Consider the following 13,556-nt stretch of genomic DNA (forward strand, 5'->3'; position numbering starts at 1 on the left):
CGAAGGGAGCCTTTAGAAATTCAGATTCAAACCAATCGTAAACACACGGGATCGCGGGTAGGAATCGTAATCGTCGCCGCGATTGAAGTTGCTCTGCCCGCCGCTGCTTACTTCCGGATCAAAGCCGGAGTAGTCGGTAAGTGTCAACAGGTTTTGCGCACTAACATAAATTCGCGCTCTCTGAAGTACATTTTGACCAGTGAGACTGGTGGGCAGGGTATATCCCAGCGTCACGTTTTGGACACGCAGGTAGCTGCCATCCTCAATAAAGAAGTCCGAGTCTCTGAAGTAGTTGGCAAACTCCCGCTTTGCATCAATAATTGGCCGGCTTGCATCCGTATTGTCAGGCCGCCAGGAATCCTCCAAAATGTTACTGATCTGGTTGATCTTCTGTATCCCATCACCGGCCTCGGCCTGCTGCAGGTTACGCACCTCGTTGCCATGCACTCCCCTGACGTAGATGCTTAAATCAAACTGTTTAACGTTCAGGGAAGAGTTCAGTCCCCATGTAAAGTCGGGATTGGGATCGCCGATAATAACCATATCTCCTTCCGGCGTAATTCTTCCGTCGCCGTTTACGTCACGGTATTGCGGGTAGCCGGGCAAGTCACCGGATAAGGAAGCGCTGTTCTGGATCTCCTCCTCGCTTTGGAAGATGCCGACATAGTCAAATCCTCTCCAAACTCCGACGGGCAATCCTTCTGAAACCCAGCTGCCAAACACCCCGAGGTGTCCACAGCCCGGGCAACCGGTAAAGAAGGGCTGGGTTCCGCCCAGGTCTGTAATTTCATTTTCGACAATGGAGATGTTCCCGGAGAAGTTCAACCGGAGATCACTCCGGCTGATAGCAAGGTAATCCGTAGAGAATTCAAAGCCGGTATTCCCCATGGAACCCGTATTCTGGAGCATGCTACCAAAACCCGTGCTGGAGGGAATGTTAACGTTGAGCAACAGGTCATCGGTGATATTATCAAAGTACTCAAACGTCAGATCAAGACGTCCATTCAGGAACCCAAGATCCAGTGCAATATTGCGCATGGTCGTCTCCTCCCACCGGAGGTTGGGATTCGGGATGCGATTTTCAACCAATCCACTGGCCAGCTGACCGCCAATCACATAGTTTGCTGTCGTTAATCCTGAAAGGGACTGGTATACAGGGAGTTCTGAGTTTCCTGTGACTCCCCAGCTGGCCCTGACCTTAAAATTAGAGAAGAGATCAGCCAAGCCCGCGTTCTCAAAAAACGGTTCATTGTTGATACGCCAACCCAGCGCCACCGATGGGAAGTTGGCCCATTTATTATTCTCTCCAAACTTGGACGAACCATCTCGGCGGAACGTGAAGGTGGCCAGGTAGCGATCACTAAAATTGTAATTAATCCTTGCCAGGAACGATTGCAGGTTCCACTGCTGCCGGCTGGATACCGGTATCTGGGGATTAATACCATTTTGCAGGTTCACGCTCTTAAAGTTATCAGCTGGAAAATCCCTGTTCTCTACCTCTGAAAAGCGGTTAACTTCTTCCTGCCAGGTATATCCTACCACCGCATCAATGGAATGATCTTCTGTCAACTGTTTCGTATATGACAGGGTATTCTCATTCAAAATATTGTTAATGCTCCGCTGGCCCTTTGAGAGCACGACATTCTGATCAATACCGATATTCGTTGTTAACGGGAAAAAGGTATCGCGCTCATTGAAAACGATATTGGCACCAAATCTTGAGGTCAGGCTTAATCCTTCAAGGATATCGACGGTGAGAGAAGAGTTACCAAAAAAGCGATTATAGCGATCCTCGTCCACCCCATCCTCTAGTTCCGCTACCGGGTTAATGGGGAACCGGTCATCATAGAGCGGGAAGTTATACGCTCCATTTTCATTTCTTACTTCAGGTGTAGGATCGAGCTGCAGGGCTGAAACGATAATGCCGCCCGGTCCCTGGCTGGTCAACGCATTTTCGGATTCCCCGCGCGTATATGACCAGCTGCTGTTCAACGTCACGATATCCTTGAACAGGTCGTTATCCAGGTTCAGGCGCAAACCATATCGTTTAAACTGGGTATCTCTTACAATTCCCTTATTGTTATGCAAACTGGTTACAATGGCATATCGATTACTTTCATTTCCCCCGGAAACCGAAAGCTGGTGATCAGCCACCAGGCCGGTCCGTGATATTTCGTCAAGCCAGTCGGTACCGGCGCCCATATTTTCGATCTCCTGCTGACTATAAAGGGGAGCCCCACCCTGGCTTTCGGCCAGGATGTTGCGGTACCTGGCATATCCATCGGCAGGCAGCATCTCTACACTGTTTGCAATAGTTTGAAATGACTGGGAGCCGTTGTAGGTGACACGCGTATCACCGGCCTGTCCTTTCTTGGTGGTAATAATTACAACTCCACTCGCTCCCCTGGAACCGTAAATTGCAGTTGCCGAGGCATCTTTAAGGACTTCAATTGATTCAATGTTGTTAAGGTTAAGTGTTGCCAGCACATTTGTGGGAGGTCGCCCGGACCCGGTCCCCTCTGAACTGTTGTCAGGATATATTGGAAAACCATCTATGACATACAGGGGCTCTGATCCCGCATTCAACGAGTTGGTTCCCCGAATCCGAACAGATGTACCCCCGCCTGGGGCTGAGCTTGTTTGTTTGACATACACCCCGGCAACACGACCTTTTATGGCATTGTCAACAGAGGTTACCGGAACGTTTTCAATAGATTCACCTCCAAGCGATGACACCGAACCGGTTAGATCACTCTTACGCTGGGTCCCGTAACCAACTACCAGCAGTTCTTCTCCAATAACAGCTTCGGATTGCAGTTCTACATTGAGTTCTGAGCGGCCATTAATGGGAACTTCCAGTGTTTGGTAACCAACAAACGAAAAGGCCAGAGTATCCTGTAAAGAAGGTACACTGAGCTCATAATTTCCCTCACTATTTGTTGAAGTCCCAATGGTAGTACCTTTTACAACTACATTTACTCCTGGTAAATTTTCACCACTGTTAGCATCAACAACACTGCCGGTAACGGTACCTTGAGCTAACGCACCATAGCTGAATTGGCACAGAAACAGAGGTAGCAAGGCGAGAACTTTCCACATTTTGTATAGATATCTTATCATGTCAATCCCTTTTTATTTTAATCCCGTCACTTTGAATATTACTGCTGAACCAAGTTTCAGGCTGGCAAACCTAATTCTCCCTGCTATAAATAAAGAACAAGCTGATTCTTTATTTGCCTGCCAGACACTTTTATAGTTTTTTTACTTGGCTAATAAAAAGATTAAAAAAACTACTACTTGTAAATCAGCATCATCAACGTATATTCTATTTATGCTTTAGTAAATGGACAATATTTTGTTAAGCATAGACAATACTATGATACCAGAAGAAAGAAAACGAGAGGGATTCCTCGGACAAAAGATGGTGGTACTTCCTCAAAATGTGAGAAATGCAATCCAGGAGAACCGTATTATCAACAAGATGTATGTCACCGATATTGGATATTATCCCTATGCCGATCACCACTACCGAAAAAGAGAAACGGGTTCAGAGGAGTATATTCTTATTTACTGTCTGGAAGGCCATGGCTGGATTGAGCTAAAAACAGACCACTATGAACTGGTTCCAAACTCCTACTTCATCATTCCCCGCAACACTGCACACAAATATGGAGCCCGGAAGGACGATCCCTGGAGTATTTACTGGATCCATTTTTCAGGTAGTTCAGCAACCCAGCTTTATAGCAAATATACGTTAGCGGATTCATCGGATGAGGAAGCCCCGCAAGTTATACAAATTCCTTTTGAGGAGCGGCGGATCAAGTATTTTAACGGGATCATATCGTTACTGGAAAGTGGATACAGCCGGGAAATCATAGAGTATGTCAACATTAGCCTCTGGCAGCTCCTTGCCTCATTTGTTTATAACGATTTCTTCTCAGAGATACGCCACCAGAGTAATGAAACGAATATCGTTGACAACGCCATCAACTACATGAAAGAAAACCTCGACCGCTCGATATCGGTGGATGAGCTGGCAGAACACCTGAACTATTCCAGTTCCTATCTTTACTCCCTGTTCAAAGAGGAAACAGGCTACTCCCCGATCCATTACTTTAATCACCTGAAAATTCAGAAGGCATGCCAGTACCTGAGCTTTACAAATATGAGCATCAAGGAGATCAGCTATGAACTGGGATTTAATGATCCATTTTATTTTTCAAGGCTTTTCAAAAAGCTGATGGAGCTTTCGCCCACGGAATACCGGGAAGAACTTTAGTATAAATATATCGCCTTTGATGAACGTTCAACACCTTCACCAGCGATACTAAAATTGGGTGCGAAATAGTTTCAACTCGGTCCATATTGTTATATGATCAAGCCGCCTACAACGACGAGTCGAGGGTTTTGAAAGGCCTTCAGTAACCAAACTGCAAATTACATTTTTTTTGATTGCCGCCATTTTACCATATTGCTTGGCAGCTTATTGCCGGCCGACTAGCTGATATCTCGATATGGCCTTGTAAATAAATTCATTATGAGCATGAGATTTTCCCGCCCGGCGTCACCTGCTTAAATTCATTCCTTGGCAAACGCCGGGAGCACCCGTTAACCGCAGATCCTGTCGTAATTTGAATCGCCTGAGAGCCGTAAACAGCTGAATTAGATCTACTAAAACCAACAGATGATGAATAGTCCAGCAAATATGTTTGGTAATAGACGTAAACAGGGCAGGAGTCTTCACCTTGTGCTTCTCCTTCCCTTTCTGCTTCTGAATACCTATCCAGTCAAGGCGCAAGCCCCCGACACCGTGGCCGGCATACCGGTCAATTATGATGAGGACAAGGTGGGTAAATATCAGCTTCCGGACCCGCTGCTGCTTGCCAACGGGGAGAAGGTAGATAATGCTGACACCTGGTATGAACAGCGTCGCCCGGAGCTCCTCGAACTGTTCAAGGAATTTCAATTTGGACGTGCCCCCGAACCTCCCGCAGACCTGAAATACAATGTGTTCGACAAAGGAACCGTAACGCATGACGGAACCGCCGTCCGCAAACAGGTAACAGTATATTTTTCTTCCGAGGAGAACGAACCCAGTATGGAATTGCTGATCTACCTGCCGGCTGAGGCGACCGCCCCTGTCCCAATACTCTTTACCCCAAGCTTTTTAGCAAATTCGACCAGGGTGAATGATCCCGGGGTTAAACGCGGTCATATCTGGAACAGGGAGCAGGAACGCGTTCCCGCTCCTGAGAAAAGCAATTTCGGAGAACTGGATGTTCAACAATTCATCTCCCGCGGCATCGGCATAGCCACGGTGTATTACGGGGATATTGAACCGGATTTTGAGGGAGGTTATCAACACGGCGTCAGGGGACTATACAGGGAACAGGGACAAAATCAACGAAGACCGGATGAATGGGGAGCCATTTCAGCATGGGCCTGGGGCCTGAGCCGGGCGATGGACTATTTTGAAACGGACAGGGATATTGATGCAGCCAGGGTTGCGTTGATGGGAATTTCCCGGCTTGGTAAAACGGTGCTCTGGGCAGCTGCCCGTGACCAGCGGTTTGCAGCGGTGATAGCCAGCTGTTCAGGTGAGGGAGGCGCGGCCCTGAGTCGACGCAACTATGGGGAAACTGTTGCCCATTTGACAGCTCCGTCACGATACCCGTATCAGTTTGCCCCAAACTACCAGGTGTTTGCTGAACACGTCAATCAGCTGCCGGTGGATGGCAACTTGCTGCTTTCCCTTATTGCTCCTCGTCCGTTGCTTCTGCAAACGGGAAATGAGGATCTCTGGTCTGACCCCAGGGGCGAATTTCTGGCAGCCGCAGATGCGGCCCGGGTCTACCGGCTATTGGGCGAACAGGGACTAGGTACCGATCAGTGGCCTTCTGCGGGGAATCCGGTATTCGGTACTATCAGCTATTTCATGCATGAGGGAGGTCATGGAACTCTGCCCACCGACTGGGAGATCTTTCTGAAGTTTTTGGAGAAGCACCTGGTGAATTAAAAACATTGAGTCCAACGATATTATAAAAATTTAAACTATTCGTCGGACGAAATGTTTTCGAGGTCGTTAAAAACCAGGGTTTTTGCAAAGACCTCTTTTAGCCAATCTGTTTCTGGAAACAAGCGGGCTGAATGGGGAAAAATATGCTTTCTCCCACACCTGTTGCATGTAAATAGCACCGAAGAACTGGATCCAAATCCGGCATTCCCAGAGTAACATTCATCAGGTTACATACACACCATTCACAGGCATCACCTGCCACCCGTGCTGAGTCCCCGTCTCTCAAGCAGGTGTTTCACATCGGGCTCCTGGCCGCGATACGTTTTGTACAGCTCCATCGCGTCCCGGCTGCCCCCCCGCGACAAGATATACTCCCTGAATCGCCGGCCGTTTTCCCGCTCCAGTCCGCCCTCCTGCTGCATATAGGCAAAAGCATCGGCGGCAAGTACTTCGCTCCAGATATAGGCATAGTAATTTGCCGAATACCCGCCCGCAAAGATATGTGCAAAATAGGGCGATTTGTACCGGGGCGGAACCGCTTCCATATCCAGTCCGTATTTTTCCAGCGCCTTTTCTTCGAAAGAAAGTACGTCTTCGGAAATCTCATCGCTCTCGAGCAGGTGCCACTCCAGGTCCAGCATGGTAGCGGCAAGGTATTCCTGAGTATCAAATCCCTGGTTAAAATCGCGTGCTGCAATGACCTTGTCGAGGAGTTCCTGCGGTATCTGCTGGCCCGTTTCGTAATGAACCGCGTAATTTTCAAGCACTTCCGGCTCAACGGCCCAATCCTCCTCAAACGTGGAAGGAAACTCTACAAAATCACGCGGAACCGAAGTACCCGCCTGGGAAGGATACCTGACATCCGAAAACAGCCCGTGTACGGCATGACCCATTTCGTGAAACATGGTGGTGACATTCTCAAAACTGATCAGTGCGGGTTCTCCCTCAGCCGGCTTTGGAATATTCATCACATTTACAATCACCGGTTTTTTATCCAGCAGGTGCGACTGCGATACAAACGAGTTCATCCACGCCCCGCCTCGTTTGGATTCGCGCTCAAAATAATCGGCATAAAACAGGCCGATCTGCGAGCCTTCCTCGTCATACACGTCAAATACGCGAACATCCGGGTGGTAGACCGGCAGATCCTTCCGCTCCTCAAATGTAATTCCGAACAACCGGTTCATCGTGTAGAATACGCCATCCTGCAGCACGCGATTCAGCTCAAAATAGGGCCGTACTTCCGACTGATCGATATTGTATTCAGCCTGGCGGACCTTCTCGGCATAGTAGTTCCAATCCCAGGGTTTCACTTCTCCCTCTATACCGTCTTCGCGCATCATTTCCCGTATCGCCTCTGCTTCGCCTTCCGTGTTTTCAATCACCGGCGGGATCAGGTCAGACAACATATCGAGGGCGGCTTCCGGTGTTTGGGCCGTCTGGGGTTCCAGCTTGTATGCTGCATGATTGGGATAGCCCAGCAGCTCCGCCCGTTCGGCGCGCAGGCCAGCCAGTTCCAATACCAGCGGACGGTTATCGATACCGCCCTCCTCTCCGATACCCCGGTAGGCCGAAGCTTCCCAGACGCGCTGCCGCAGATCCCGGTTGTTCAACTCCTTGAGGATCGGAACCCGGGTGGTATTGGTAATCGTTAGCAGGTATCCCTCCTCATGCCCCCGCTCCTCGGCAGCCTCACGCGCCGCCGCTATTCGATCTTCGCTGAGTCCGTCAAGTTGTTCCTCGTCATCTACCAAAACCGCCCGCTCCTTCGTTATATCCAGGAGATTCTCCTGGAACTGGGTGGTCAGGGAGGATATACGTTCATTAATTTCCCGCATGCGCTGTTTTTCCTCTTCATTCAGCTGAGCCCCTGCGCGCACAAAATCGCGATGGGTATCTTCCAGCAGCTTCAGTGAGGCCTCATCCAGGTCCAGCTCTTCCCGCTTTTCGTAGAGGGTGTTCACCCGATCGTACAATTCGGCATTAAGCAAGATATTGTCGGAATGGGCCGCCAGCCTCGGCGCCATATCTTTTTGAATTTCCTGAATCTCATCATTGGTGTGGGCAGAAGTCAGATTGTAAAACACCGAGCTCGTCCGACGCAGCAAGGCACCGCTCTTCTCCATCGCCACAATCGTATTTTCAAAAGTGGGGGGTTCAGTATTTGAAGCGATCGATTCTATCTCCTCGAGCTCGCGCTCCATCCCCGCCTCGAAAGCAGGTCGAAAATGCTCAACATCGATCGCATCAAAATCAGGAGCTTCAAACGGGAGGGGACTGGGTGCAAACAGGGGATTCTCATTCATTTCGTCCGTATTACGGTTGTTTTGACTACAGGCCGACAGTACTATACCGGCAGCCATAAAGAGTATGAAAAGGGAGATATTTTTCATGATTCGGGTGGTTAAATAAAATGAACAGTTATAGTCTTTCTGCCATATTCAACGGTACCTTCAAACCGGTTAAACCGGCAAGATCTCTAACAGGCTATAGCCGGGAGTAATTTGTAACCATGTCGCGAAAGAGCAAGATTGCATGTTCAGCTGAGCAGAAGTCGGCTACTCCAAGACATGATCATTAATAGATTGAAGTTCCTTAAAGTAAATATTTTAAGCAACCTATTTAAATAACTTATAGGGTCTTTTGCAGAATCCACTATTGTGTTGGAAGGTGGTTGTACCACCGACCTTATTGATCTTTTAACGGGAGTCGAACTTTTTCCGAACGAGGTTGAGAAGTTTTGTAAAACCCTCTCATATTACGAACAGCTTTCAGAGTCACTCTTCAAGGTCGGTTTGGGGGGCCAGGAAAGGCGTTAACACCAGCTCAACCGAAAGACCGCTCTCATTTTCGCTGGTATCTACAGACGAGATACGGTAGTGATAGGTAGTTCCGTTTGTAACTGTTGAGTCTGTATAACTGGTACCGCTGACCGGTTTGCCCCCGTTAATCGGGTCAAGCGACGTCGAGTCCGGGATCGAATCTTCCGCACGATAAACATAATATCCCTGCAGATCATCTCCATACACGGCATCCCAGTCAATAACCAGTTCCCCGTTCCCGGTCTCTCCCGTTACGGCCTTCGGAACCGGCGGGGCGGTAATATCCTCCTCCAACGTTTCCTCCTCCGGGGAAGTGGGACTGCTACATCCTATTGCTGCCGCAGCGGCAACGGCCAGTACCAGCATCCGCCTGTTATCGAACCATTTCATCATCGACTCAATCATTTTATTAGCATCATTTTTTGTACAATCCGCCGGTTGCCGATCTCAAAGACCGCAAAGTACACTCCGCTCGACTGCCCCGAAGCATCAAATCGAACCTGGTAAACACCTGCCGGACGTACTTCTTCTATCAACGTGGCGATATTCCGTCCGATCACATCATACACTTTCAGGCTGACCATGTTCTGGCGGGGCAGCGTAAACGAAAGGGTGGTGGCCGGGTTAAAGGGATTGGGATAATTCGGACTCACTTCGATCTTCGACGGCAGGTATTGCTTTTGCTGGTCTTCGATATACCGGTCATTTCCGATTACCAGTACATAACTCGTTGTTTGGGCACCGGGAGTAATCTCTGTCTTCCGGCCTGCATTCAGCTCGTAAGACCGGCCGGTTTCCTGCTCAATTAGTACGGCCTGGCCGCCCATCCTGCCGTTCTCCCCTTCCAGCCTGACGTGCGTTGGTCCAATACAAGGCCGGAGTCCTGCTGATTCCGGTCGACTTATGAGCCGGTTCGTCTAAGTCAGCCATCACCGGTCGTTTTATTACATCAATCGGCTCGGTAAAGTCAACGACCAGCTTCTTCTCCAGGTGAGACGACTGGGCCGCCGTATCGGTAATAGTAATAGTGAGCTGATCGCCCTGATTTCCATTGCCATAAACAACATAGGCAAACGGCTGCGTAGAGTGCGGCTCAATCCTCAGCTTTTGCGGAGCAGAAATATCAAACCGGTAGGGTTGCAGCGCATAGGAAAACAGTGTCTGAACATGCACTGTCTGGGTATCATTGGCCGCCATGGAGAGTGTATCAATTCCGGAAAAATTATCAGCCTACCCGTTGACCACGATCCCCTCTTTCAGCGGATACAAGCGGGCGGCATCAAAAAAGGTATCTATTTCAGCATCTTCTGTGGTGTTGCTGTTCTGTTTCACCCGTACTTTCAGCCCTGTCGAAGCATTTTTACTTACGGTGGTGTAGTTGATCCAGTGAAAGGAGTTGATGTACTGCTATATGCTCTCCTGTACCTCCGTGAATCGCTGCTCCAGGTTCTCAAATCCGGATTCAATCATAGTCCCCGCATTTCCGATCTGCCGGAGCGCCTCCTCATTGAAATCAGCGGGATCGCTTTTGACATCCACCGCATACACCCGCTTCTCCCCCTGTGTCCGGAGTACCTCCTCCAGCCGATGACGCCCCGCCAGGTCCCACCCCCGTTATTCTCCAATATTTCAAATGAATCTTTATCCAATACCGTGACACCCTCATGATCCCGGTCAAGGGCATGGAGCATGACATTGACATAGTTGGGTTTCAGGGTAAATATGGTGTCTGTTTTCAGTCGGACAAAATCGGGTTTCACGTAGAAAGACCGGCTCTGCCAGCGGCTGGCAAACGCTTTGTTCCCGGCCATCCGCCGGCGAATGCGCCAGTAATAGGTCTCATTAGCATCAAGATTATGCACTACCCGACGGCTAAGCTCCTCTGAAGGAGGACTTCCCTCCAGGGATATGGAGTCTTGCCAGGTGATGGAACGAAAATCCGGATCTGAAGCGATCTGAACATCCAGCCGGTATCCCTTTTTGGGGCGGGGTTCCCATGCGAGCGTCACCGGGAGGTCGAGATGCGCCCCCTCCGCCGGACCGCTGATTACAGGTGAATTTACAGCTATGGATAACTCAGATGAAGTCCAGGCACTGAACAGCCCCCGGTCGTCGATCCCCTGCTTTCGAACTCTCCAGTAGAAGGTCGCCCCCTTCTCCAGTGATTGCAGACGAGACAGTTCCCACTTCGCGGCGGTAAGGGTAGAATCGTACTGAAGCGTATCTGTAAACGACGGCTCGCTCGAGAGGTGCAGGTGATACCGATAGCGTGAGGAACTGTCCGACCAGGCCAGCGTTTCCGGTACCTCGATAGCCGCACCCCTCTCCGGAGAGGTAGTAGAGGGGGGCGGGAACAGTAACCCGCCGGGTCCATCCGCTTGCCAGCGTATCATTGTCCACGCTTGCCCGTCGCACCCGCCAGTAGTACGTTTTCCCGTTTCCACGGTACCATCGCCCCAGTCGATTGTAAAGTCATAATCGGTGTAAGCCCATCCGCCCCGGGTACCGATGGTTATCGATTCGTTCTCCGTGGTGGTCTCCCACGTTGTCACAAATGGTTGCGGCTGACCCCATGCAATGGCTGGATTCTGGAGAACAAGAAACACCACGCAACATGCATACAACAAACCCCTCACGTACCCCATAAAACTACTGAAGATCTCTTTGATTTATTATTTAGCAATCCTGACTCTGAATAACAGAAGCTTTTTGCCAACGCCCTATAGAGTAGCCTGCCTAAATTATTACAGAAGTAACAATCTGTCTTTGTTCTATGATACTGTCATAAAAAAAGCTGTTTAAAATAAATTTTAACCTGTTTAGACATATCATCCCTGCCGAACCTGAACGGTTACCTTTGTTTGCAGTGTAGGGAGGCCCTTGCAATTTACACTCCTTTTTCGAAACCCGTTTTCTATCAAATGGAAGTAAGATGATGTTCCGACCCAGCCCTCTTTTTCAGGACTTGTCAAAAGTTCCGGCAGCTCTGTTTATTCCCTGAATTCATCCATAAATCTCATTTCATCCTCGTTGGTGCCGATCAGGACAAGTTCGCTCTCCTCGGATATTCTGAAACCGGGCTCAGGATTTACAATCTGTTGGTCATTTTCCCGGATGGAAAGCACGTTACAGCCGGTCTTTTGTCGAACCTGCGAGTCAATCAGTGTTTTTCCCACAAGCCGGGCAGGGGTTTTAACAGTAAATACATTCAGTCCCTCGGCAATAATAACGATATCGTTTCGCTCCAGAATATTAAAAATAGCATTTGCACCCATTGTTGCATAGGACAGTACAAAATCAGCCCCTGCCCGGTGCAGGGTTGATACATTTCGCTGCAGCGTTGAACGGCTTATAATCTGAATGTTGGGGCGCAATTTCCGGGCATAAATCGTCAGATAGATGTTCATATCGTCATCGTGGGTGGTGACAAGAATGCACGGCGCCTGCTCAATTCCCGCTTTTTTGAGCACGCTAAAATCTTCGGCCGAGCCCAGGATATATCGCTCATCCTCCTTCATACGGGCGGGATCCTTGTCAATAATCCGGTAATCCAGTCCCCGTTCATCGAAAGCTTCGGCAATACCACGCCCCACGCGTCCCGCCCCCACGATGATGACCGGCTCATCAGAAACCCGGTAGATAGCCATAAACTCGTCATACGATCTGAGCTGATCGGTGGACCCCGCCATAATAAGCACGCTCTCATTTTTGATGGCAAGATCGGGATGGGGCTTTATAAACTGCCCTCGTTCCCATATACCCACCAGGTTGATCCCCATCTTTTCCCGCAGCTGGCTCTCTTTCAGCGTTTTGCCCACCAGCGGTGTTTGGTAGGCCATCGCTTCAGCAATCACCAGCCTGTCAAATCGCCCGAGTACGTGAACCCGGCTGTCCTGCCCGATCGTTCTGCGTGAAAGCGATCGGCCCATCATCTCTCCCATTCGTATGACGTGAGAACACCCGGCCAGCTTAAGAAGGTCAATAGAGTCGGCGGAGTTGGCCGTGGCCACGATGGTTACATCCTCATCCATTTCCCGAACCGTATTACTCACGTTGGAATTTACCATATCGCTTCCCAGCGTTACCACCATGGCGGCCTGCCCGATCCGAAGATTCCGGTAGGTTTCGGGGTCATCGAGCTCCCCGTAGACCACATGGTAGCCCTGGTCGTGATATTCGAGCGCCTGTCCCAGGTCGCCTTCAAGCAGCACGTACTCGTAATGGTACTGCTCAAGCTTTTCCATTAGCGCCCTGGAAATCGGGTTGAAATGCGTTATAATGATGTGGTCCCGGGTATCTTCAGGGAGTTGACGCGGGGCCCTCGCCTTTGACTGCGCCTCGAGCCACGGGGCATAGAAAAACTGGATAAACGTGAATGGCAACAGTATCAGCAGCGATACCATCCCCGACAGCAGTACAATTACTGAAAACGCGCGCCCCAAATCACTGGTAAAGGTGATATCACCAAATCCCAGGGTCGTCATGACGGTGAGTGTCCAGTAAAAGCCGGTAATCCAGCTGAACTCCTGCCCCTCATACTCCATGATATAATGAAATATGACGGTGTATGCCGAGATAATCACAAAAAGTAGTGCCAGGAAACGGGCAAGCCGCTTGATATTATACCGGGCATCCCGGCTGGAGATAATTTGCGTAAGCTGGGAAGAGAAAAATTTCAATTGGTTGACTTCTTGATCTTATTTTTGTCCCTTATCACC

The 13,556-nt window shown here is 49.6% G+C and carries 9 protein-coding genes; 2 read left to right on the plus strand and 7 right to left on the minus strand.

The features are described from left to right. Positions 1 to 12: 12 nt before the first annotated feature. On the minus strand, positions 13 to 3,120 hold the full coding sequence (locus ACG2F4_RS03585) for a SusC/RagA family TonB-linked outer membrane protein (RefSeq protein WP_395258507.1): 3,108 nt from the start codon (positions 3,118 to 3,120) through the stop codon (positions 13 to 15). 256 nt (positions 3,121 to 3,376) lie between these two features. Between ACG2F4_RS03585 and ACG2F4_RS03590 the strand changes: the two genes are divergently transcribed. Together ACG2F4_RS03590 and ACG2F4_RS03595 are read left to right on the plus strand one after the other, a co-directional pair. Continuing rightward, complete coding sequence (locus ACG2F4_RS03590; RefSeq protein WP_395258510.1) at positions 3,377 to 4,279, plus strand: AraC family transcriptional regulator; 903 nt, start codon at positions 3,377 to 3,379, stop codon at positions 4,277 to 4,279. Positions 4,280 to 4,705: 426 nt separating this feature from the next. Next, positions 4,706 to 6,016 carry an alpha/beta hydrolase family protein gene (locus ACG2F4_RS03595; protein WP_395258513.1) on the plus strand — a complete coding sequence of 437 codons (1,311 nt, stop codon included), beginning with the start codon at positions 4,706 to 4,708 and terminating at the stop codon, positions 6,014 to 6,016. Positions 6,017 to 6,267: 251 nt separating this feature from the next. Here the strand turns inward: ACG2F4_RS03595 and ACG2F4_RS03600 are convergent, their stop codons facing one another. The 6 genes from ACG2F4_RS03600 to ACG2F4_RS03625 form a co-directional block, all read right to left on the minus strand. Next, positions 6,268 to 8,409 carry a M3 family metallopeptidase gene (locus ACG2F4_RS03600; RefSeq protein WP_395258516.1) on the minus strand — a complete coding sequence of 714 codons (2,142 nt, stop codon included), beginning with the start codon at positions 8,407 to 8,409 and terminating at the stop codon, positions 6,268 to 6,270. A gap of 384 nt (positions 8,410 to 8,793) precedes the next feature. Continuing rightward, the gene (locus ACG2F4_RS03605) at positions 8,794 to 9,231 is read right to left on the minus strand and encodes a hypothetical protein (protein ID WP_395258519.1); all 438 of its coding nucleotides are present in this window, start codon (positions 9,229 to 9,231) and stop codon (positions 8,794 to 8,796) included. 8 nt (positions 9,232 to 9,239) lie between these two features. Next, positions 9,240 to 9,665, minus strand: a complete 426-nt coding sequence (locus ACG2F4_RS03610) for a T9SS type A sorting domain-containing protein (RefSeq protein ID WP_395258522.1) — start codon at positions 9,663 to 9,665, stop codon at positions 9,240 to 9,242. After that, positions 9,640 to 10,035 (minus strand): hypothetical protein, encoded by a 396-nt coding sequence (locus ACG2F4_RS03615; RefSeq protein WP_395258525.1) that lies wholly within the window; start codon positions 10,033 to 10,035, stop codon positions 9,640 to 9,642. The genes ACG2F4_RS03610 and ACG2F4_RS03615 overlap by 26 nt, the downstream gene beginning before the upstream one ends. Positions 10,036 to 10,304: 269 nt before the next feature. Continuing rightward, entirely contained in the window at positions 10,305 to 11,390 is a 1,086-nt protein-coding gene (locus ACG2F4_RS03620) for a hypothetical protein (protein ID WP_395258528.1), read from the minus strand. 438 nt (positions 11,391 to 11,828) lie between these two features. Continuing rightward, positions 11,829 to 13,517 carry a potassium channel family protein gene (locus ACG2F4_RS03625; protein WP_395258531.1) on the minus strand — a complete coding sequence of 563 codons (1,689 nt, stop codon included), beginning with the start codon at positions 13,515 to 13,517 and terminating at the stop codon, positions 11,829 to 11,831. Between the last annotated feature and the right edge of the window lie 39 nt (positions 13,518 to 13,556).

It is taken from the genome of Halalkalibaculum sp. DA3122, assembly GCF_043951865.1.
In the GTDB taxonomy this organism is placed as follows: domain Bacteria; phylum Bacteroidota; class Rhodothermia; order Balneolales; family Balneolaceae; genus JAMQKA01.